Origin of the sequence: Butyrivibrio sp. AE3004 (assembly GCF_000703165.1) — a bacterium.
Classification (GTDB): Bacteria; Bacillota; Clostridia; order Lachnospirales; family Lachnospiraceae; genus Butyrivibrio.
The window spans coordinates 1,899,079-1,923,443 of sequence record NZ_JNLQ01000002.1 but is presented as its reverse complement, the minus strand read 5'-3'; the positions used below and the strand labels follow the sequence as shown (position 1 = coordinate 1,923,443).

The 24,365-nt window shown below is 38.4% G+C and carries 16 protein-coding genes and 1 other RNA gene; 15 read left to right on the top strand and 2 right to left on the bottom strand.

The window, feature by feature from the left end; all coding sequences use genetic code 11:
• The first annotated feature begins 11 nt into the window (after nucleotides 1-11).
• From BV60_RS0111425 to BV60_RS0111385, 9 genes are all read left to right on the top strand, one after another.
• A complete protein-coding gene (locus BV60_RS0111425; protein WP_029321898.1) occupies nucleotides 12-1,742 on the top strand; it encodes a C1 family peptidase in 1,731 nt (576 codons plus the stop codon).
• 361 nt (nucleotides 1,743-2,103) lie between these two features.
• The gene (locus BV60_RS0111420; protein ID WP_029321896.1) at nucleotides 2,104-2,403 is read left to right on the top strand and encodes a hypothetical protein; all 300 of its coding nucleotides are present in this window, start codon (nucleotides 2,104-2,106) and stop codon (nucleotides 2,401-2,403) included.
• A 323-nt stretch (nucleotides 2,404-2,726) separates the two neighbouring features.
• The gene (locus BV60_RS0111415; protein WP_242840975.1) at nucleotides 2,727-5,162 is read left to right on the top strand and encodes an ABC transporter ATP-binding protein; all 2,436 of its coding nucleotides are present in this window, start codon (nucleotides 2,727-2,729) and stop codon (nucleotides 5,160-5,162) included.
• Nucleotides 5,155-6,984 (top strand): ABC transporter ATP-binding protein, encoded by a 1,830-nt coding sequence (locus BV60_RS0111410; protein WP_242840974.1) that lies wholly within the window; start codon nucleotides 5,155-5,157, stop codon nucleotides 6,982-6,984. Before BV60_RS0111415 ends, BV60_RS0111410 begins: the two co-directional genes overlap by 8 nt.
• A gap of 145 nt (nucleotides 6,985-7,129) precedes the next feature.
• Nucleotides 7,130-7,507, top strand: a complete 378-nt coding sequence (locus BV60_RS0111405; protein ID WP_051656684.1) for a GntR family transcriptional regulator — start codon at nucleotides 7,130-7,132, stop codon at nucleotides 7,505-7,507.
• A complete protein-coding gene (locus BV60_RS0111400) occupies nucleotides 7,504-8,406 on the top strand; it encodes an ABC transporter ATP-binding protein (RefSeq protein WP_029321888.1) in 903 nt (300 codons plus the stop codon). The genes BV60_RS0111405 and BV60_RS0111400 overlap by 4 nt, the downstream gene beginning before the upstream one ends.
• Nucleotides 8,381-10,666, top strand: a complete 2,286-nt coding sequence (locus BV60_RS0111395; protein ID WP_029321886.1) for a DUF6449 domain-containing protein — start codon at nucleotides 8,381-8,383, stop codon at nucleotides 10,664-10,666. Before BV60_RS0111400 ends, BV60_RS0111395 begins: the two co-directional genes overlap by 26 nt.
• Before the next feature lie 80 nt (nucleotides 10,667-10,746).
• A complete protein-coding gene (locus BV60_RS22010; RefSeq protein ID WP_051656683.1) occupies nucleotides 10,747-13,218 on the top strand; it encodes an EAL domain-containing protein in 2,472 nt (823 codons plus the stop codon).
• A gap of 255 nt (nucleotides 13,219-13,473) precedes the next feature.
• Nucleotides 13,474-14,136: a flagellin gene (locus BV60_RS0111385; protein WP_029321882.1), complete on the top strand. Its 663-nt coding sequence runs from the start codon at nucleotides 13,474-13,476 to the stop codon at nucleotides 14,134-14,136.
• Here BV60_RS0111385 and BV60_RS0111380 read toward each other — a convergent pair.
• Together BV60_RS0111380 and BV60_RS0111375 are read right to left on the bottom strand one after the other, a co-directional pair.
• Nucleotides 14,133-15,224, bottom strand: coding sequence for an FAD:protein FMN transferase (locus BV60_RS0111380; protein WP_029321881.1), 1,092 nt, complete (start codon nucleotides 15,222-15,224; stop codon nucleotides 14,133-14,135). The genes BV60_RS0111385 and BV60_RS0111380 overlap by 4 nt on opposite strands.
• A 20-nt stretch (nucleotides 15,225-15,244) precedes the next feature.
• Nucleotides 15,245-16,039: an AP2 domain-containing protein gene (locus BV60_RS0111375; RefSeq protein ID WP_029321878.1), complete on the bottom strand. Its 795-nt coding sequence runs from the start codon at nucleotides 16,037-16,039 to the stop codon at nucleotides 15,245-15,247.
• A 221-nt stretch (nucleotides 16,040-16,260) separates the two neighbouring features.
• Between BV60_RS0111375 and thrC the strand changes: the two genes are divergently transcribed.
• The 6 genes from thrC to BV60_RS0111350 all read left to right on the top strand — a co-directional run bounded on the left by thrC (nucleotide 16,261) and on the right by BV60_RS0111350 (nucleotide 24,348).
• The gene (gene thrC / locus BV60_RS0111370) at nucleotides 16,261-17,745 is read left to right on the top strand and encodes a threonine synthase (RefSeq protein WP_029321876.1); all 1,485 of its coding nucleotides are present in this window, start codon (nucleotides 16,261-16,263) and stop codon (nucleotides 17,743-17,745) included.
• Nucleotides 17,746-17,779: 34 nt separating this feature from the next.
• On the top strand, nucleotides 17,780-19,159 hold the full coding sequence (locus BV60_RS0111365; RefSeq protein ID WP_029321874.1) for a citrate/2-methylcitrate synthase: 1,380 nt from the start codon (nucleotides 17,780-17,782) through the stop codon (nucleotides 19,157-19,159).
• A gap of 92 nt (nucleotides 19,160-19,251) precedes the next feature.
• Nucleotides 19,252-21,069 (top strand): aminopeptidase P family protein, encoded by a 1,818-nt coding sequence (locus tag BV60_RS0111360; RefSeq protein WP_029321873.1) that lies wholly within the window; start codon nucleotides 19,252-19,254, stop codon nucleotides 21,067-21,069.
• A gap of 180 nt (nucleotides 21,070-21,249) precedes the next feature.
• Nucleotides 21,250-21,459: non-coding RNA, 6S RNA (gene ssrS / locus BV60_RS22730), on the top strand.
• Nucleotides 21,460-21,649: 190 nt separating this feature from the next.
• Nucleotides 21,650-22,876, top strand: a complete 1,227-nt coding sequence (locus BV60_RS0111355) for an EAL and HDOD domain-containing protein (RefSeq protein ID WP_029321871.1) — start codon at nucleotides 21,650-21,652, stop codon at nucleotides 22,874-22,876.
• Nucleotides 22,877-23,034: 158 nt separating this feature from the next.
• Nucleotides 23,035-24,348 (top strand): aminotransferase, encoded by a 1,314-nt coding sequence (locus tag BV60_RS0111350; protein WP_029321869.1) that lies wholly within the window; start codon nucleotides 23,035-23,037, stop codon nucleotides 24,346-24,348.
• Nucleotides 24,349-24,365 lie beyond the last annotated feature (17 nt).

The window sequence follows — 24,365 nt, the reverse complement described above, 5'->3', positions numbered from 1 at the left end:
CAGGGGAAAGAATGAAAAGAAAGAATATTACCGTCACTGTAATTATTTCAGTGGCGGTGTTCATTATAGGAACAAAAAATGTTAATGCATATAATGGCACCAAAAAGATAATTCCAATTGAATTGCCTGAGCTTACAGTAAGTGAGGCAATCGTTATTGATGATGACACCGAGGATCTTTTAGAAGAAATAACAGGCTCTGAATGTGATTTTAAATCTGTAACGTCAAAGGAAGATCTGCCATCTTTTTATAGTTCAGATCAGGCAAAGAACAGGGATAATGTAACACCTGTCAGAAATCAGGGAATAACAGCTCTGTGCTGGAATTATGCGGCTATAGGAGCTGTTGAAAGTGACCTTTTGAGCCATCATGAAGAACTTGTGGCAGACGAACTCAATCTCTCTGAAAAGCATGGAGCCTTCTATAATATGCATAAGGCTGAGAAACATGGGGATGGAGGAATAGATAATGATTATCGTGAGTTTGTTTTTGATGAGAAAGATAATTTTCTGAGTAAGTATCAGACGAGTTATCTATCGGTCGGAGGGGTTACAAACTATTCGATGTCATTGTTTACCGCATGGAAAGGACCTGTTAAGGACAGAGATAATAATTCTATTCATGTGATAAAGGGACAGAATGATTTTTATATTCAGAATGCAGATGTTCCTTCGGATGCATACGAAGCTGAATGTCATGTGCAAAATGTTCTGGAAATTCCGGCATCTGCAAAGAACAGAGATGTGATTAAGCAGATGATCATTGAGCATGGTAGTGTTACTGCCAGTGTTTGTGCTGATAATCAGTATTGGACAGGGAAAAAGGTGGCACTTTATGACTACAAAAGCTACGGAAACGGTAATTATGCAGACCATGAGATACTGATTGTTGGATGGAATGATGAATATCCTGCCAAGAATTTTATAACAAAGCCCTCTTCAGACGGAGCATTTATTTGCAAAAACAGCTGGGGAATGAAAAATGGTGCTTCCGGATATTTCTATTTATCATATGAGGATACCATTCTGAATAATAATAATGTTGTCGCATATAATTCGGTACTTCCGGAGGATGATGGCTGGTACGACAATAATTATCAGTATGCGGGGTTTATAACCCATATTACAGATCCGATGGAGGACCGGAAAAACGTTGTATATATGTACGACAAGAACGATGCTCATTACGGAATAACCTTTATACCTGAAAGTGATGAAGAACTGTCAGCAATAGGTTACTTTTCTATGAGTTCCTGTACCAATGATAAGGTATACATTTATGAGGTTCCCAAAGAATATTCTGTCGTACCGGATGTCAAGATGCTTGCAGAAGCGATTGGGCAATCTGATGAAGCTGCTAATGATGGATTGCTTTCAGGTTTTTCGTACATAGATACTGATAAACTCGGAAAGCCTCTTACGACAATAAACTGTAAGGCAATAACCGGTGGGTATCACACGTTTGAATTAAATAAAACATTAGATGTTAAAGCGGGAACAGAATATCTTATTGTTGTCTGCCCTGGACAGAAAACAAAGCTTATCTATGAAAAAGCTATGGATTCTACTACGGGATTTCATAAAGATGAATGGCAGCATACTCTTGGGGCAATACATACAGTAAATACTGCAAGCGGACACAGCTATCTTCAGGATATTACCGGAACAGCGATGGTAAAACAGACAGATAAAGATTTTTTTGTAAAAGCTTACACAAAAGTACAACAAAAAAACTCCCATTAATGGGAGGTGGCCATGCGATGGGGAGTCGCATGGCCATGTTGTATGAAAAAAGTTTTTTGGGGTTCAGAAGATGTTCTTCATCTCTGATGAACTTATAATAAGATAAATTTGTTTCTAAATTATGGCTGTTTTATAAAGTAATACTATTATGTTTATAAACATATAATTTGTAGTCTGTAAACAAGAAATAAAAATTATCGTATTCCCGTAATTAATAAATTAAAAGTTCAGAGTTTAAGCGTGTTTCACTTTCCGGTAGTCTTATCCATTCTTGCAAATTGGATTTGAATGTGCTATATTTTGTGGTAGGAACTAATGTTAAACACAAATTCTGCTAATTTGTATTCATAGGAGGTTTGTAGTGGGGAGAGAAGATAAGACACCTGCAGAGATTCGTACCACGGATAAATTGAAGATTCAGAAGATACTCGGTGAAGCCGGATACGTAGTTGAGATGGGGAATAGTAGTGTACCAACTGTCGTATGTAAGAGGCGAGAGGATATGAGTAAGGATCTGGCCGCTATACGCAAGATTCTTAAGGAACAGCGATACGAAGGAAGCTTTGGAGTAAGAGCTCCTCGTAAGACTGACGAAATGATAACAAGTGAAGAAACTGATAATTCTGAAGTAATGGACGAGATGATACCGGCAGCAGGCTAAGGATAAACAATAAGGAGTTGGCTTTAATAAAGGCAACTCCTTTTTTTATCATATAGTAAATTACTTTGTAATTCCTATATGATAAAAAAGAGCTCAGCTATGGATGCGCATCGGCGCGAAAGGAATATATTGCTTTAAAAAATCGCTCCGCCATGGATATAGCGTATAAAATAAATCAGGTATGGTGAAAAATAATGCCCAAAAAAGTTAAAATATTTGAAAAAATAATTCCTTCATATGTTCCGAATTCAGTTGTGGTTTTCTTTTTCTCGGCTATATCATTTATTACAGGGCCCGTAAAGAAAAAAATACGCAAGTTACATTTGGAGGATAATATAAAGTTCCTATCAGCAGGTAAAACCTGTTTAAAAAGAGATGAATTTATTGAAAATCAGGTTGACTGGGGTAGGGTCAGATTTGGCACCCATAACAAATCAAATATCGCATATTCGGGATGTGAGATAATTGCCACCTATAATGCACTTTGTTCGCTTGGTGACAGAGAAAATGATATGCCATACCTTATAGATTACTATGAAAAAAACGGCATTGCGCTAAAGGGAGGCTTTGGGATCACGCCAAATGCTCCTTACGGCTTTTTCAGGAAACGAGGCTATTGTGTGAAGAAGCTCACGTCCAGAAATCCTCGAAAAATTGATAAACTTGGAGATGATTTTCAGACCTTCATTGCGACCTTTTATTGGAACAGAAATAATATTAAAGAACAGCTGCATACTGTGTGCATAACCAAAAATCAAAATGGATATTTTATCCATAATAATTATTGCAGAGGCAAGAAAGGACAGTTTATAGGGCAGGGACCATATAGCAGTCTTTCGAAAGCAATAGCCGGTCTTTCGCCTAACGCGGCACTTCTTGTTATTATCGGGATACGAAATAACGAAAAAGTAAAACAAAATATCGGGGGACTTATGAAAACTGCCAGAGAACAATTTCCTACTAAATCATCACTGGTCCTGTATTTCCTTAAGGGGAGTGTCATTATGTTTATTTTGGGTGTCATATTCTCTATGACAGTGGCATTTCTTGACATGGTAAATCCTAAGATTATTCAATATACGGTTGATTATCTGATAGGTGACGCGGAATCATCTATGCCCTTTTATATGAAAATGATAATAGGTATTACGGGAGGTAAGGAGTATCTTAAGACACATATTTTTGTAATAGCGTTGGTTGTCGTCGTTATTGCACTTTTATGTGCTGTATTTCGCTATCTGAACAAAATGTTCAATTCCATAGCTGCTGAAAAACTTATCTGCAGAATGAGAGACGTGCTTTTTGAGCATATATGTCATTTACCATTTTCATGGCATTCGGAGAATCATACCGGAGACATTATCCAGCGTTGTACATCGGATGTTGAAACAATAAAAATGTTCTTGTCCGAACAACTGACTTCTCTTTTTAGAATAATGATCATGATTGTGCTGGCAACGTACTTTATGATGCAGATAGACGTAAAGCTGTCATTTATTTCACTGGCATTTATTCCTGTAATTGTTCTGTATTCCTTGTTTTTTCATAATAAAATAGGAACCGCATTTGAAAATGCGGATATTGAGGAGGGCAAACTATCTGCAATTGCGCAGGAAAATCTCACCGGTGTCAGAGTTGTCCGTGCTTTTGGCAGAGAAAAATTTGAGCGTGAGCGTTTCGAATCCAAAAACAGAGATTACACAAAAATGTGGATCAACCTTATGAAACTGCTTGCTGCATTTTGGACTTCGAACGATATGATATCCGGAATGCAGGGAATGACAGTTCTGGTTATGGGATCTATATACTGTGTGAGGGGGAATATAACCGTAGGGGAACTGATTGCTTTTATTTCATATAATGCGATGATCTCATGGCCTGTGCGAATGCTTGGTCGTGTCATTTCAGAAATGAGCAAAGCTGGAGTTTCAATAGACAGACTTAGATACATAATGAACTCTGAGGAAGAATGTGACAAGGAAAGCGCAGTCACACCGCCACTTGATAAGGATATAGAGTTTAATAATGTGAGCTTTTCATATGAAAACGGGTCTGCGGAAATATTAAAGGATATAAGCTTTAAAGTAAAAGCAGGTGAAACGCTTGGAGTTCTTGGTGGAACAGGGTCAGGAAAATCAACACTTATGTATCTTTTGGACAGGTTATATAGCTTGCCTGAGAACAGTGGAAGTATAACTATCGGCGGCGTTGATATAAGAGACATAAAGATGCACTATTTAAGAGAAAATATAGGTCTTGTTCTTCAGGAACCTTTCCTTTTCTCAAGGACACTTTATGAAAATATAGGAATCACTAAAAAATCAGCGAAGATGGAGGATATAAGAAAAGCTGCAAAGATGGCTTCTCTCGATGAAACCATCAGAAACTTTGATGAAGGTTATGACACCTTTGTTGGAGAGAGAGGTGTTACGCTCTCAGGAGGACAGAAGCAAAGAACGGCAATAGCGCAGATGCTGGTATCAGAACCTCCGATTATGATATTTGACGATTCGTTGTCAGCTGTTGATACCGAGACCGATGCAAAGATAAGAACTGCACTTAATAAGCATGTGGGAGGAGCAACGACCATTATTATTTCACACAGAATAACTACACTTATGCACGCAGACCATATAATCGTACTAAGCCACGGTGAACTTGCTGAAGAGGGAAAACACGAAGAACTTCTGGAGAAAAACGGCCTTTATCGCAGGATTTATGACATTCAGCTTCAGGGAGGAGGAGAGGACATTGCCTAAAAAACCAATACCGGAACAAACTAAAGCTACAAGGCTGCCGTTTTTTGGAATTCCAAAGCTTTTTCCTTTTTTAAAACCTTATATTACCAAGATAATAGTTATGATATTTCTTGGGAGTATGGTAAGTCTTGTGGATTCGACAATACCGCTTTTTAACAGATTTGCCATAAACAATTACATTACGGCAGGAACGACTAAGGGAATCGGATATTTTGCACTTGCTTATGCTCTCGTGCTTGTTTTAAAACTGATCATGGATTTTATAAGCGCAAATATGTGCGGAGAAATTGAGATGTCTATTGACAGAGATCTTAGAAATGCAGCATTTAATCATTTACAGGAACTGTCATTTTCATATTTCAATCAGAATAATGTCGGATATATTCATGCCAGAGTTATGAGCGACACGGGTAAGATTGGAGTAATGTGCGCCTGGAGAATGATGGATATTGTCTGGAATGGAAGTTACGTGTTGTTTGTGCTTTTTGTAATGGTGACTATAAACTTCAGGCTTGCGTTGTACATACTTCTTCTTATTCCGGTGGCAGTTGTTCTGGTTGTATATTTTCAGAAACACCTTATAGTTCTTAACAGGCATATAAGAGAACTTAATTCCACTATAACAGGAAATTTCAATGAGGGAATCACGGGTGCGAAAGCGATAAAAACGCTGGTGGTTGAGGATAGGATTCAGAAGGACTTTAAGAAGGACACTGAGAACTACAGGAAAAATGCAGTACATGCGACACATTTTTCAGCTCTGTTTTCTGCTTCGGTGACAATGCTGTCTTCCTGTGCACTTGCTCTTGTTTTGTGGAGAGGTGGTGTTATAACCATGGAAGGCGTTATGGAAATAGGAACGCTTTCCGTATTTCTATCCTATTCGCTGGGGATACTTGAGCCAATACAAAATCTTATTGTGACTTTTTCTGAGCTTATAGCTGTACAGGTCAATGTTGAAAGATTTACAAGACTACTCGAAACAGAATCCGATGTTGCAGATTCGCCCGAGGTTGTTGAGAAATATGGTGAAACCTTTAATCCCAGGAAGGAAAACTGGGAAGAACTTATTGGCGACATTGAGTTTAAAGATGTATCCTTCCATTATCCTGACGGAACGGAATATGTATTGGAACACTTTGACCTAAAGGTTCCACAGGGAACGAATGTAGCTATAGTTGGAGAGACCGGTGCCGGAAAATCAACGCTGGTCAATCTTGTGTGTAGATTTTTTGAGCCAACAAGTGGGGAAGTGTTGATTGACGGACGAAATGCGAAGGAAAGATCGCAGCTCTGGCTCCATAGTAATATTGGCTATGTGCTTCAGACGCCTCACTTGTTTTCGGGAACTGTGCGTGAAAATCTTAAGTATGGAAATCCCGATGCATCCGATGAGGAAATATGGAACGCATTAAGGCTTGTCTCTGCTGACAAAATCGTGGCAAGAATGGAGAACGGACTTGACAGTGATGTGGGTGAAGGCGGAGATATGCTTTCTACCGGTGAAAAACAGCTCCTTTCGTTTGCAAGAGCAATTCTTGCAGATCCGAGAATACTGGTTCTTGATGAAGCAACTTCATCTATAGATACCGTTACGGAAAAAGCCATTCAGGATGCAATTTCAGTTGTGATTAAAGGAAGAACTTCATTTATGATTGCTCACAGGCTATCTACTGTAGTAGATGCTGATATAATTCTTGTCGTAAAAGACGGTAAGATAATAGAGCGGGGAAAACACAAAGAGCTTATGAAAAATATCGGTGGTTATTATCACCAGTTATTCTCACGTCAGTTTGAGGAGATGGAAGCTAAGGCTATTTGACAATTATGGTAAATATCAAAAAAAATCTCAGAGATTCATGCCAATCTCTGAGATTTTTTTCAGTTATGGTTGACAAGCTTTAAGGTGTACTATATTATTCTAAGTGTACTAGTTGATATAGTACACTATAAACAGGAGGAAAACAATGCTGATAGAGATTGATTTCAGAGACAAACGACCCCTGTATGAGCAGATTTCCGGAAGATTGGAGGAACTCATTCTGTGCGGAGTAATAAGTGCGGATGAGGCACTTCCTTCTGTAAGGGCACTTGCGATGGATTTATCAATAAATCCCAATACTATTCAAAAAGCCTATGATGCGCTTGAGCAGAGGGGCTTTTGTTATTCGGTAGCAGGACGGGGGAGATTTGCTGCAGCTGCAGACGAAGTTCTTCCTGCAAAAAAGCAGGAGATACTTGATGAACTCGGTAAGGTAATTGATAAGGCATCAAAGGTTGGATTTACTGAGGAGGAGCTGACAGGTTTTGTTCATGAAAAGCTAATAAGGGGAGGTAAAGTATGATTAAGGCAACAAATCTATCGAAAAGATTTGATGATATACAGGCTATATTCGGAGTGGATCTTACGATAGAGGACGGACAGGTTTTCGGTCTTGTGGGAACAAACGGTGCAGGTAAAAGTACTTTTTTACGAATGGCAGCAGGTATCCTGAAACCTGATACGGGAATGGTCACAATAGATGGAAGACCTGTATATGAAAATCCTGCTATAAAGACAAATATGTTTTATATTTCAGATGATGTGGCCTTTTTTCCTAACACTACACCTATAGAGATGGCAACCTTTTACAGCAAGATATATCCGGAATATAACATGGAAAGATTTCATAGTCTCATGAACAGTTTCGGGCTTGATAAAAACAGGAAGATAAAGACTTTTTCAAAGGGAATGAAAAAGCAGTTGTGGGTAATTCTAGGTATTTCTGCTAATACCGCATACCTGTATTGCGACGAAACCTTCGATGGACTTGATCCTGTAATGAGACAGGCAGTGAAAAGTCTTTTTGTAGGAGATATGGCTTCGAGAAAATTTACACCTGTAATCGCATCTCATAATTTAAGAGAGCTCGAAGATATCTGTGATACGGTAGGACTTCTTCATAAAGGGGGTATTCTGTTATCCAAGAATCTTGACGACGCTAAATCCGATATTCATAAGATACAATGCGTATTTAGAGATGAGGAGAGCAGGAAGCGGATAGAGGAACAGCTTTTTGTACTTACAAGTGAGAACCGCGGAAAGCTGGTTACTATGACAATCCGTGGACAGGAGGATGAAATAAGTGATGCACTTAGGGCAGAGAGTCCGGTTTTTATGGAAATACTGCCATTGTCTCTTGAAGAGATATTTATTAGTGAAACGGGGGTAGAGGGATATGACATCAAGAAAATTATTTGTTGATTTACTTAAAGAAAACTCAAAACGGCGCCTCTGGCCCATCGCATTGTCAGTTGCGGCTAATTTTTTTGCACAGATAGTTTATGCGATGCTGATGTTTGGCCATTACAAATCAAGACTGGAAAACAATGCCACAACAATAACTGATATCAGAATAGATTTTTACAATAATACAGCGGGAATGGGGAATGTTCCGGTTCTGTTAATTGTATGTGCGATGGCATTTATTCTTGCTCTTCAGGGGTATTATTACCTTTTTGATTCAAGGCAGACTGATCTTTATTATTCACTTCCGATAAAAAGGGAGAAATTGTTTGATGTAAACAATCTTTGTGGGATTTTGATATTTGTTGTTCCTTATGCTGTGTGCCATCTGATAACTGTTATCCTTGGCCTTTCTCGAGGGTATGTTACATGGGATACCATTCTTCTGTTTCCGGCATCTGCTCTGGTAGTAATATGCATGTTTATTATGTGCTATGAGCTTTGCTGTCTTGCGTGTGTGCTCACGGGACATGTGGTGGTTGCGACACTTGGATGTGCAGTGTTCTTCTTCATGGGACCTGTTGTAAAAGGTGTTTATGAGATATTAATGGCCACCTTTTTTTCAAGCTATTTTTCTTATAATTCCATCTCCGGGATATTGCTTGCTTATTCACCGATTAAACTGATGACAGATGCGATTGCGGCCTTTCATGGTGATGCAGCGAATGAAATAGCATTTTATACCTTTGATGCAGCGGCATCTATGATAAAAATATTTCTCCTGGCTATTTTTTCATATCTGTTTGCAAGAGTACTGATTGTGAAAAGACCTGCTGAGGCAGCAGGAAAATCCATGGCATTTTATATCACAAAGCCTGTTCTGAAAATATTAGTTTCGGTGACAGGGTCTCTTGGAACAGGAATACTAATGTATTATGTAAGTAACAGCAGGAACCTTGGAATGTTTGTATTTGGCATTGTATGCGGACTTGTTGTGATACATATAGTAATAGAAACAATTTATGAATTTGATTTTAAAGCCTGCTTCAAAAACTATGCCACTCTTATTACAAGTGCGGTAATATCGGCAGCAGTTTTTGCGATTTTTGTATTTGATATTTTTGGATATGAAACCTGGCAGCCTATGCCGTCAAAGGTTGAAAGCGTTGCAATTGGTGATAGCTTTGTGTATTCGGAACTTATAGCTCCATATTCGAAAATAATAGATCAATCTTCAGGGTATACTTACTATGGGGGTAGTTCTTCCGGAACGGAATATGCTCTTCGCAATATGAAGCTTACTGATTTTGAAAATGTCGAAAAGCTTACAAGGAAAGGTGCTGTCAACGCCAGGCAGATACATAAGGAAGGCCTCAAATATCACGAATTTGGTCCGGACTATATATACTATGATAACAATAATTATGATGAGCTTGAATATCCGGACTATGAATTTTTTACTATTCAATGGAATTTGAAGAACGGCAAAAAAGTCAGAAGGAAATATCGCCTGAATTTAAAGGATGAAGAGATCTTTACAGCTTTTACGAATTTATATAACAGCGATGAGTATAAGGTTGGAAAATTCCCGGTGTACGGGATAACAAAGGGAGAAATAAATGCACTAAAAGGCAATACCGTTAAAGGAGATTACGGGAAAACTTTTAGCGATGATGAAATGGCTGAATTCCTAAAAGCTTATTCGGATGATATAAAAGGTCAGACTTATGAAGACCTGGAAAAAGAAAATCCGACGATGATGCTTTATGGCTGTGAAGAAGCCGATGTAAGAGACTACTATTCCTATAATAAATATAATTTTTACATATTCCCTTCTTTTGTAAACACCATAGCCTTTATGGAGAAATACAATATGCCGGTGACATGGTGGGAAGAAAAAGAAAATATAAATTATCTGAAGGTTGAGATGGAACATTGGGATGAAGAGCAGGATGAAAACATACATGCGGAATGGTCAAGCAGAGAAAAATCAGAAATAGATTCAGTAATGGATAATGTTATTCCTACTGAACTGTTCAATGTTTCCGGTGCAGGTTTCTTATCTGATTACTATGAAAAAGGATGGAAGCATGTTGAAGTAGGATTTGATACAGACAGATCTTCATATTCTCAAGATTTTTACCTGATAAATTCGGAAAAACTTCCGGAAAAACTAAAAAACATGTGTTTCCTTGAAAATGGTGATAATGCTTCCGCATACCGAAACGAATCTGAAACCGGAAGCTTAGGATGGATGAAATGTGTAACAAACGGTTAATATAAAATAAATCTAAATTTTTAATAATATTCTGTAAATTCCATACTATAGCTAAATAAATCAGCTAGAATAAAATTGATATGGAAAACTTAGAAGAATATGTTGTTAATAATATAAATAATGCGATAGGGCAAGGCTGGATAAAGGTTTATTTCCAGCCTGTTGTTCGTGCATTGACAGGGCAGCTTTGCGGAATGGAGGCACTTGCAAGGTGGGATGATCCTCACTGGGGCATGCTTGCGCCTTTTAGGTTTGTAAAACCCCTTGAGGACAATAACCTTATTTATAAACTTGATTGTCATATTGTAGAATTGGTTTGCAACACTCTGGGCAGACTTCAGAAGGAAGGCAGACCAATAGTCCCTACATCTATTAATTTTTCCAGATTGGATTTCTTAATGTGCGACATCTTTGCGATAGTTGAGGATGAAGTCGCAAAGAATGATATTCCACGAGACTACATTCATATTGAAATTACTGAAAGTATCTTTGTTTCCGACGAAGGCTTCTTAAATAATGTCATAGAAAAATTCAGAAAAGTCGGTTATGAAATCTGGATGGACGATTTCGGAAGCGGTTATTCATCATTGAATCTTTTGAAGGATTATGATTTTGACCTGCTTAAGATGGATATGAACTTCCTGACATCATTTACTGATAAATCCAAAGCCATTATGCGTTCGACGATCACTATGGCTAAAGACATAGGAATAAAAACTCTTGCGGAAGGAGTAGAGACAGCTGAGCAGTTTCAGTTTTTAAGAGATATTGGTTGTGAGAGAATACAGGGATTCTTTTTTGGAAAACCTGAGCCGATTGAGGATATGCTTGAAAACATGGCAGAAAAGAATATAGCTATTGAGGAGAGACAATGGCGGCATTTTTATGACGTTGCCGGTTTTCATGTAAAGGATACGGATATTCCTCTTGAGATAATAGAAGATGATGGAATGTCTTTCCACACTCTATTTATGAATAAAGCGTATATTGATCAGATACTGCATGATTATACTGTGGAACTTTCTGAAATAGACAGACGTATTTATCATACCGGTTCACCGCTTCTTGAAAAATACAGGGAATTTGCCAATATAATTGAGAACAGTTCGAATATCGAAACTTTTTACTATACTGATAATGGCAATTATCTTAGATTCAGAGCAAAGTGCCTTGTTAAGCAAAAGGGGCATTCTATTATCAAAGGTTCTATAATGAACATTACTCTTGATCAGAACAACACAGAGAGAAATATGCTTGACGCTAAATTGAGAGACATTAATCTTCTGTTTGAAGTGGTAGACCTGATAAATATAGGTGATAACCTGATAGCTCCGCTCCTTGGACGGTTTAAGTATATTACAAATGATTCATATGTATATTCAGACCTGAAAAAAGCAATAAGAATATTCACTGATGAGGCAGTATATTCTCCGGAGAAAAATGATTTCATTAAATTTATGAATCTTGAAACGCTTTTCGAAAGAATAGAGAAGAGCAGCAAGGGATATATTGAGAAAATTTTCAGACTAAAACAGCCGGACGGCTCATATAAAAGAAAAAATACCATTGTGATGATGGTTCCGGGCACAGGAGGAAATGAGTTTCTTGTATGCTATAAGTCTGTTCCTGAGGAAGTGGCAAGAGTGCTGGATGGACTTACGGCATCCGCGCGTTCACTTGTAGATAAGTATCTTGCTGATTCCGGAGCAATATCTTATTCGGAACTTTGGGAAAATATGATATGGGATTCATCAATCAAGTTTTTCTGGAAAGACAGAGAAAGGAGATTTTTAGGTGCAAGCCAGTCATTTCTTGATTTTTATGGATTTAAATCTGTTGAAGAGATAGTCGGAAAAACCGATGAGGATATGGGATGGCATGTCAGCGATGAACCATATAAAAATGACGAGTATGATGTTCTTATTTACGGAAAGAAAATAATTGATGCTCAGGGACAGTGCATAGTAGGTGGGGTTATTCATGATATCACATGCCAGAAGATGCCAATATATCGAAATGGTGAGATAGTCGGACTTGTCGGATTTTTCCAGGATAAAGAGGAAGAACTGTACAGGCTTGAGAACATTGCAATTCCTACCAACATAGATAATATTACGAAACTTATGAATGCTAAAGCACTGATGATATGTCTGCTTGATTATGCAGGTGAATATGCTGAGAAGGGTAAGAACTATGGTATTATCGTGCTTCGCAATGAAAAGTATCAGAGAATCATAAATACCTACGGTAAGGATATTGCAGATAAATATCTGGCTCTGGTGAGTAAGAAAATTACGTCTGTTACAGGACAGAACTGTGCAGTAGGCAGGCTTAAGGAAAGCTATTTCTGCATACTTACCTTTATTAATACCAGGGAAGCATTGGAATACCTTGCCGGCCGAATAAAAGAATCGGTTGAAACGCTTATAGAGATAGATGGGAATAGTATAACTCAAAAAATAAAAACTGCATTTGTGCTAAGAACGGATGAAAACGTGAATGATGAAAAGATATATGAAATGGTACTTAGTAAAATAGAAACTGATTGTTAGAAATCTCTAATAACTTTTATGAATTTTCATACACAATCACATATTGAATGATGTATACAAAATATAACTAATGTGTTATTGTAATATATAATTATAAGTATATTCTGTCATAAGTGACAGATTTTAGGAAAGATCCTTAGTGTGTCTTTACTGCAAAAGGCATGCGAGCAGCCGTTTTATGGTGGGGACCGGAGATAAGGCTGCAGCGCGAAAACGGATTTAACCTTATTCATGGAGGAAGAAAGGAGCGCAAATATGATAGGAGGCATAGGAAGTAACAGTTATAGCAATAATTATTCCTATGGCAAGATTGCAAGCGGTAACAAACTTCCGAGAGCAGCAGATGGTGCAGCTGAACTTGCAATAAGCCAAAAGCTTGAGAAAGAATCCAGAACAGATGGTGTTCAGATCAGAAACGGACAGGATAATGCAAACATACAAAACATTAAGGACGGAGTCCTTGATGGGGTTACCGATTATCTGCAGAGCATGCGCGAAAATGCAGTTTATGCTCAAAATGGAACATTGTCTTCAAGTGAACGAGGTGATATCTCAAATGCTAATTCTCAGCTGCTTAAGGGAATAGGACAGCAGCTGAACTCATCTGAAATGAAGTCCCTTGGGTTGGATAAGCTTGATGTCAATGATATTGATTCGATTGACAATGCATTAAAGAGTGTTAATGATGCAAGAAGTAGTGTTGGAGCTGTAACAAACGGACTTGAACATAACGTAAGCTATAACTCCATTGCAAAGGAGAATCTGCTTAGTGCGCAGAGCAGTATTGCTGATACAGATATAGCACAGGAGATTACAGAGCTTCGAAAGAACCAGACACTCGATGCATATCGTACGCAGATGCAGCGCAAACAGATGGATGATGAACAGCAAAAAAACAATATGAATCTGATGCTTTAAGGCTTAATGCCGGGAAAACCATCTGAATAAACAATTTCATAGTCATTCGTGACAAACAAAACATAAGTATCGGGGATGGACTCAATGAGTTCCATCCCTTTTTCTGTACCCAGTGAAAAGCAGATGGTTGAAAGCGCATCACCGTCAACTGAAGATTCAGAGACAATGGTTGCGCTGTAAATGTTGTTTTTTATAGGAAAACCTGTAGCCGGATCAAGTATATGGTGGTAAATAATTCCGTCTTTTTCAAAAAAACGATCATAGATTCCTGATGTGACAAGAGATCTGTCATTTAAGGAAAGCGTCAGAATAGGCTCATTGCTATTACCGAACGGTTTCTGTATACCGACGCTGAATGAAGATTCGGTTCCCGGTTTTTGACCTACAAGAAGGACATTTCCGCCAAGGTTGATTATTCCGCTGATCGCTCCTTTTTCTTTATAAAATTCTTTTAATTTGTCGGCAATAAATCCTTTAGCAATGCCGCCAAGATCGATCCTTGCTTCCGGGTCTGTTAGTTGTACAAAGTACTTATTATCTGAGCGTGACAGTTTTATGGTTTTGTAATCGACATGGAGAAGAGCATCGTTTAAGGTTTTGTCATCCGGTATGGATTTATCGGAATCCGCATGAAAATTCCAAAGATTTGTAACGATGCCTATGGTGGGATCGAATAATCCGTCTGTAAGGGCTGAATAATATAGAGCTTTTTCTATTAGCTGATAAGTGGAGGAATCGACCTCAACGCTTTTACCGTGCGCATTGTTGATATTCCAAATATCACTGCCTTCTTTCGAAGCTGAGAAAAGATTCTCATAGTGACTGCATTCTGTGAGACAATCGTCAAGAAAATCAGAACATTTTTTTTCAGCATCAGAATTTTTTGTAAAAAAATTTGAATCATCGGAGATAAAATCTTTATTGTAGGCTGTGAGACTGACAACCGTATCAAAGTAGAAACCGACTTTTTGGCTTGTGGAATTATCTGAAGGCTTTGAGCAGCCGGTAATAGAAGAGTGCAAAGAAATTATGAGTAAAATAATTATCGCCCGCAGAAATCTGCGGGCTCTTTTGAATTTTGAAATCATAGTAAAGTCCTTAGTTTGTGTTATCCTGTAAGCTCTATTATCCTGGGAGAAATTTTTACATTTGTATAAATGTCCGCATATTGTGAAGCGGTTAAATCCTCAATATAGTTAAGCATATAATTTCGGTCTATACCGTTTTTCTTCAGTATATCTGCGGCTTTATTGTAGGCTATAGCCGCTTCGTTTTCGGTATCGTATTTTCCAACCACAAAATCACCGTTGACATGAATTACAGTTTTATACTTAATAAATCCGCGTTCGGCATATTGGCGGACACCATGATATCTGTTAAGTATTTCTATATTTTCATATCGAAGATCGTTGGCATTGCCGTTGGCAAAGCGGTAATCGCGACCTTCAACAGCATAGCTTCTTATGCCATATCTGCTGAGAATACTTATCTGTGATCCATAGTCGGCGACAAAAAGATGAGACCCACGTTTCATGATCTTGTGGGATGAATAATAAAACAGGTCGTCTATATCAAATATCAGCATCTGATTGGGTGAGAGGTAGTAGAAAAAATACTTCTTCTCAAGGTAAATAGGGGTCGGAATATAAAGCCCCTTGTCTCTGAAATTGATCAGAACAACGCACTTTTCAAACGGAAGAGACTGTTCCTTCTCATAAGAAGATAAAGTAAAGGAGTTATCCGCCAGTATGTCCTGGGCTTGTGAATACGCATTCCCCGCTGTTTGCGCATTACAAAAAGACCCTAGTGCAATATGCTTCCCCTTAAAGGTTATGGATGCCCTGTAGGACTTAGTTCCATCCTTCAAACTAGTTTCATACACTCCCGTAACTTTACCATTCATTTTAAGTTTACCCCCATAAGCTTAAAACAGCATTCAGTAAGTTGGGTTTATAAATATTTATGTATTTATATGCAATTGTGTGGTATACTTTCTATTCAAAGTATAGTTTTTGATTCTTCATAAGAAAATCATCCAACTACTCATCAGTGAAGAGTTGTCTTTTAACTATTCTATCATATCAACAACAATGCTGAAATAAAAAAATGGAGGAGCCTAAAAACATGAACGTTATGTATTCCAGTACCAGAGGTGATAAGCATAAAGTAACTGCCTCTCAGGCTATTTTACAGGGACTTGCTGCTGACGGAGGACTTTTTGTTCCCGACAGTATTCCGAAGCTTGACAAGAGTCTCTCAGAGCTTAAAGAGATGGATTATCGTGAAACAGCTTATCAGGTTATGAAGCTTTTGCTTTCTGATTTTACGGAGGAAGAGCTAAGATATTGCATTAACCATGCTTACGACTCGAAGTTTGATACAGAAGAAATGGCTCCCATGACAGAAGCGGATGGGGCATTTTTCCTTGAGCTATATCATGGAAAAACAATTGCTTTTAAGGATATGGCACTTTCTATTCTTCCCTATCTTATGACTACTGCAGCTAAGAAAAATGACATCAAAAATGAGATAGTTATTCTTACTGCTACAAGCGGAGATACAGGAAAAGCTGCACTTGCCGGATTTGCAAATGTTCCCGGAACAAGGATCATTGTATTTTACCCTAAGAACGGTGTTTCACCTATTCAGGAAAAACAGATGGTAACCCAGGAAGGTGATAATACTTGTGTTATAGGTATTGAGGGTAATTTTGATGATGCACAGACAGGAGTGAAGAAGATATTTACTGACCATGATTTTGCAAAGGAACTGGATGAGAAGGGATTCCAGTTTTCATCAGCAAATTCTATCAACATAGGCAGACTTGTTCCTCAGATAGTTTATTATGTTTATGCATATACAAGACTTCTTAAAGAAGGAAGAATTGCTGAAGGCGATAAGATAAATGTTGTAGTTCCCACAGGTAACTTCGGAAATATCCTGGCTGCATATTATGCAGGCAAGATGGGACTTCCTATTAAAACATTTATCTGTGCATCAAATTCAAACAAGGTTTTATATGATTTCTTTAAGACAGGTGAATATGATAGAAATCGTGACTTCATACTGACAAGCTCTCCTTCAATGGATATTCTTATTTCATCCAATCTTGAGCGCCTTATTTATCATATAGCAGGTGATGATGCTGCTAAAGATGCTTCCTACATGAAGCAGCTTACCGAGGATGGTAGGTATGTAATCTCGGATTCGATGAGAGAAGAGCTTTCATGCTTCTTCGGTGGATATGCAAACGAAGAAGAAACTGCGGAGGCTATTCGTAATCTATTTAATAACACAGGATATCTTATTGATACTCATACCGCTGTAGCTTCAAGCGTGTATAATAAATATAAAAAAGAAACAGGTGACAAGACCGTAACAGTAATTGCCTCAACGGCAAGCCCGTATAAGTTTACCAGAAGCGTTATGCAGGCTCTTGGCAAAGATGATGCAAGCCTTGATGATTTTCAGCTTGCTGATAAGCTTTCAGAGGTATCCGGCGTAGAGATTCCTGAGGCTGTAACATCAATTCGTGATGCAGCGGTTCGACACAACAAGGTTGTTGCCAAGGATGCTCTTGCTGATGCGGTAAGAGATTTCCTGAAATAAAAAATAATAAATATGCATTGATCAAGGAGGTAGAATGGGAAACAAGGACAACGAGAGAAACATTTACTCAGATAATACACCGGAATTAGTCGATCTCGCTAAGGTTGTTGAAGGCGCTGACAGCATTGATCCGGAACTTTTTACAAAATATGATGTAAAGAGAGGACTTCGTGATTTAAATGGTAAGGGTGTTCTGACCGGTCTTACCAATATCTCCACAATAAATGCGACAAAGGAAGTGAACGGGGAGAGAATTCCCACTGACGGAGAACTTTTTTATCGCGGTATAAATGTAAGGGAAATTGTCCATGGTACAGCCAGTGTATCTAAATATGGCTTTGAAGAAGCGGCATACCTGATTCTGTTTGGAAAGCTTCCGAGCAAGGATGAGCTTCAAGGCTTTACTCAGCTGCTTGGTTTTTACAGATCACTTCCTACAGGCTTTGTCAGAGATATCATTATGAAAGCTCCTAGCCGTGATATGATGAATACATTATCCAGAAGTGTACTTACGTTGTATTCCTATGATAATCATGCAGATGATGTTTCCATGCCTAACGTATTAAGGCAGTCTCTGCAGATGATAAGTCTTTTTCCGCTTCTTGCTATATACGGATATCAGGCATATAACCATTATCATGAGGGAAACAGTCTTTTTATTCATCCTCCGAAGGCTGAACTTTCAACAGCAGAACATATTCTTTATCTGCTGAGGCCTGACAGTAAGTATACGGAGCTTGAAGCAAGACTTCTTGATATTTGTCTTATTTTACATATGGAGCACGGTGGTGGTAATAACTCATCATTTACAACTCATGTTGTAAGCTCTTCAATGACTGATACCTATTCTGTTATAGCAGCAGCTATAGGCTCACTTAAGGGCCCTCGTCATGGTGGCGCAAACATTAAGGTTATTCATATGTTTGATCAGATGGAGAAAGATCTTAAGGATTGGACAGATGAGGAAGAGGTAACAGAATATTTGGGAAAACTTCTTCATAAGGAAGCTTTTGACAAAGCGGGTCTTATTTATGGTGTCGGACATGCTATATATTCAAAATCCGACCCCAGAGCCGTACTTTTGAAGGAATATACAATTCAGCTTGCAAAAGAAAAGGGAATGGAAAAAGAGCTTGCCCTCTACGAAATGGTAGAGAGACTGGCACCGCAGGTAATAAGCAAAGAACGAAAGATGTACAAAGGTGTTAGTATAAATGTCGATTTCTATTCAGGATTTGTTTACAAGATGCTGGAGCTTCCTGAAGAACTTTTTACACCGATGTTTGCGATTGCGCGTATTGTTGGTTGGAGTGCACACCGAATGGAGGAGCTGGCAAATAATAGCAAGATTATTCGTCCGGCATATATGGCAGTAAGTGAAATGCATGATTATATCCCGCTTGACGAAAGATAAGGGATATAATGTATAATAAATTATTAAAGGCAGGAATAAAAAGCCTGCCTTTTTTAATGTGTTTATTTTGTAGAGGAGGAATATAGACAATTATGAATAAAGTGATAAAGAACAGACTCTCTGCACTAAGAGCTAAAATGGCAGCGAATGGCATCGACTATTATCTTATGCCTACATCTGATTATCACAATTCTGAGTATTCAGCTGATTTCTTTAAGGCAAGAGAATATTTCTGCGGGTTTACCGGATCTAACGGAACGCTTGTGGTTTCAAAGGATTGGGCAGGCATGTGGACTGATGGAAGATATTTTATTCAGGCTGAACGCGAGATGAAGGGAACCGGTGTTACACTTTACAAGATGGGTGAAGAAGGTGTTCCAACTATTTCAGAGTATCTTGTCGAAAATATGACCTCAGGAGAGGTCCTTGGATTTGACGGTAAGGTGGTTCCTGCCGCAGAAGGACTTTCGTATGAAAAGAAGCTTAAGAAGAAGCAGATAAAGATAAAGTATGATAAGGATCTTGCAGGAGAAGTATGGGAGGACAGACCGGAGCTTCCCTGCAATCCCATTTTTGTTCTTTCGGATGAACTTTGCGGTAAATCTTTTTCGGAAAAACTTGCTGATATCAGAGAAGTGATGAAAAGAGAGAATGCCCATGCATATCTTCTCTGCAAGCTGGATGATATTTGCTGGCTTACGAATCTGCGCGGTAACGATGTTGAATGTAACCCCGTTATCCTTAGTTATTTATTTATCACGCCTAAAACCGTCAACATGTTTGTTCAGTTTGATGAAGTAAATGATGAGGTTCGTGCTTATTGCGAAAAGAATGGCATTGACCTTATTGCCTACAACAGAATTATAAACTGGCTTGATGAATATGAGTATGAGGGCGTGACTTTGTACGACGAGAGAAACGTCAGCTATTCGGTTTACAGAACTATCAAAGATAACTCTGAGGAAAATGGTGCAACAATTAAAAATATTTTGGATCCTACCGAATTGATGAAGGCTTGCAAGAATGATACGGAGCTTAAGAATATACGTGACGTATATATAAAGGATTCTGCCGTACTTACAAAATTTATTTATTGGGTAAAAAATGAAGTTAAAAATAATGCTGATTTAAATGAGTATACCGCTGCTATGCACCTTGATGGTATGAGAGCAGAGATTCCGGGATTTATTGAGCTTTCATTCCCGACTATAAGTGCATATAAGGACAATGCAGCTATGATGCACTATGAAGCGACTGAAGAATCTAATGCAAAGCTTAAACCTGAGAGTTTTCTGCTTGTCGACTCAGGCGGAACATATATGGGAGGAACAACAGATGTTACAAGAACGATAGTGCTGGGACCTCTTACAGAAGATGAAAGAAAGCATTATACACTTACCTGTGTCGGTATGCTTCAGCTTGCAAATGCACATTTCCTTGAGGGCTGTAATGGACGTAATCTTGATATCCTTGCAAGACAACCTCTCTGGAATATCGGTATTGATTATAAGTGTGGAACGGGCCATGGCATCGGATATATTTTAAATGTCCATGAGGGACCACACAGTATTAGATGGAAGTCGAGATCCGTTGAGGATGAGGCTGCTCTCAAGGTTGGCATGATAATGTCAGACGAACCCGGAGTTTATAAAGAAGGTGAGCATGGTATAAGAATTGAAAATATTCTTGAAGTGGTAAATGGTGAAAAAAACAGTGACGGTCAGTTCCTTGAGTTCAGACATCTCACATATGTTCCGCTTGACCGCGATGCTATCGATACAAAGTATTTACAGCCAAGAGAAATGGAAGCGATCAATGAATATCATAAGCTTGTTTATAATACTATTGAACCTTTGATCGAAGAGCCGGAAATAAAGGAGTGGCTTAAAGAGGCTACTAAACCCTTATGATAATCGCAGCCTGGTACCTTTCAAATATTAATTTCAATTAGAAACGAAAGAAATGCAGATTTTATGCGCTTTCTTCATATATAATTAATAATTTTTAAGGGAAAATCTATTGATTTAGGATTTATGAAGGTTATAATATAATTAAAGAACTGCAAGAGAGCAGTTTATATCGAGCCTCGTGCTCGCCTGGGATGCTCGACAACTCCGGTGTAATTTGAACCTACAGTTACTTTAAACGGGACACTTAGATTGCGTGTTCAGCTGTCACGCCTCCGGCCCTGCACATGTGCAGACAAGCTATGGGAGAGGAAGACTAATGACAAAGCTGCGGTAACCCACCTGGCGTTTGCTAGGAGTCAAATAACCGGAACCGGCATTCTCGGGATTTTTTATAACAGCCTTAGGGCTGTTTTTTTTAACATTATTGGGAACTTACTTCGTAATTCCGATATTAAGCTAAACTAAGGCTCGTATTTTGTGAATTTTTTCTTAAATAATTGTCTATACTTTTTTGGGATGATATAATGAATTTACAGACAAAAATTCACGAAAAACGAAAGAGTCCGAAAGGAGTAATCAGATGTTAGCTTCGTTAATCCCGCTTTTTGATGATGAGATGAGAGTTTGCGCGTACTCTGTTTTTGCACAGAGAGATAATCATTTGATGAATCCGCATCTCATGGGAACTGGGTTCCTTGATAACGTTGTCAATATTGTAGGACTTGATATTGTAGACAGTATAGGCCCTAATGTCCTTTCCGGGGGAAAGGAAGTTTTCGTTGAAATTAACAATATTTCACTGTTTGCAAATATAGAAGAGCAGTGCAAAGCTCCAAGAAAACTGATAGTACTCCTTCTTGATGCGTCTGTTTTACCTGAAGAACCTTATCTTACAAGACTTTGGGATTTAAGAGGACAGGGATATAAGATTGCGATAAGAAAACTTGCAGGTAATCAATTTGAGACCTACAGACCGATTTTGGAAATGTGTGATTATATCCTGCTTGATCACAGAAAAATTAATATAAGAAGTGCCAGAATATATTTTGAAAATGCATATCCGGATATCAAGCTGTGTGCAGTTGGTGTTGACAGCAAAGAAGATTATGAAAGACTTACTTCGGATGGAGCTTATGATCTGTATGAAGGCAACTTCTTCCGTGTGCCCGTGGAGGACTCTGAGAAGACTGTAACACCCTTAAAGGTTACTTATATAGAGCTATTGAATGTTGTAAATAATCCTGATTTTGATCTTCAGCAGGCTGCGGATGTAATAGGAAAGGATCCCGCTCTTGTTATTTCAATGCTTGAGATGGTAAATCATCTTACTATTAATTCAGAGATAACATCAGTAAGACATGCAGCAGCAATGCTCGGACAAAAAGAACTAAAGAGATGGATAAATACAGCGGTTACCAAGGAGCTCTGTGCTGATAAGCCAAGTGAGATTATGCGTATCTCAATGGTTAGAGCAAAATTTGCGGAGAACCTTGCAGAATGCTTTGAAATAAAAGGACTTTCAGCAGAATTGTTCCTTGCCGGTCTGTTCTCACTGCTTGATATAATGCTGGATCAGACACTTGAGCAATCACTGAAGCTTGTTCATGTTTCAAAGAAAATAGAAGATGCTCTTCTTAAACACAGCGGTGATCTATGGCCTGTTTTACAGTTCATGTTTGAGTATGAAAATGCTTCCTGGCAGGAGGTATCAAGGCTTATGATCATGGAAAATGTGGAAATGGACGATGTATATAAGGCTTATACCGGTGCACTTAAATGGTACAGAGATCTGATTGATCCTGTGTGATATTTATACACCTTAAGTTTTAAAGAATGCCTGATTTCCTGAGAAACACAATATCATAATTTAAGCTGATGTATAAAAATGCGTCAGCTTTCTTTTTTTTATTTAATATTTGTTGTATAATCTTTGCAGTTTAAAAACGAAGTGAGGAGTCTATTATGATTAAAGATTACAAGGAGATGAATAAGCAGGAGCTTGAAAAAGAGCTTGCTAACTTAAAAGCTGAGTATAAGAGATACCAGGCTATGGATCTTTCTCTTAATATGGCAAGAGGAAAGCCGTGCCATGAACAGCTTGATATTTCTATGGGAATGATGGATGCGCTTAATTCGGAGGCTGATCTTTCATGTGAAGACGGTACGGATTGCCGTAATTATGGTGTACTTGATGGTATCCACGAGGCTAAAGTCCTTATTGGTGCCATGATGGAGAACAAGCCTGAAAACATCATTATTTATGGAAATTCATCCCTCAACGTTATGTATGATACGGTTTCCAGAGCTTATACACACGGAATTATGGGTAATACACCCTGGTGTAAGCTTGATAAGGTTAAGTTCCTCTGCCCTGTACCCGGATATGACAGACATTTTGCCATAACCGAATACTTTGGCATAGAGATGATTCCGGTTCAGATGACTCCCAATGGCCCTGACATGGATGTGGTTGAAAAACTGGTTTCCGAGGATGAAAGTATTAAGGGTATCTGGTGTGTTCCGAAGTATTCAAATCCTCAGGGATACTCTTATTCAGACGAGACAGTAAGAAGATTTGCGAGACTTCGTCCGGCAGCAAGAGACTTTAGGATTTTCTGGGATAATGCATATGGAATCCATCATCTCTACGATGATGATCAGGATTATCTTATTGAGATACTTGAGGAATGTAAAAAAGCAGGAAGTCCTGATATGGTTTATAAATTTTCATCAACTTCCAAGATTACATTCCCCGGAAGTGGTATAGCAGCTATAGCAACTTCACTTAATAATCTTGAAGAAATCAAGGCTCAGCTATCACATCAGACTATCGGACATGATAAAGTTAACCAACTTCGTCATGTGAGATTCTTTGGCGATATTAACGGCATGAAGGAACATATGAGAAAGCATGCTGATATTATAAGACCTAAGTTTGAGGCAGTTTTAGAGATTCTTGACAGAGATCTTGCACCATATAATATCGGTGAATGGACAAGACCTAAGGGAGGATATTTCATCAGCTTTGATGCACCCGAGGGTTGTGCGAAGGCAATTGTTGACAGAGCTAAAAAGGCAGGTGTTACAATGACCGGTGCAGGTGCAACCTTCCCTTATAAGAAGGATCCTAAGGATAGTAATATCAGAATTGCTCCTACATATCCGTCACTTGCAGATCTTAGGACAGCAATGGAGATATTTACGGTTTGCGTAAAACTTGTATATGCAAGTAAACTTCTCAGTGCTATGGACGAAAATGCAACAACTGAGACAGCTTAAAAGCATGAAAAATAAAA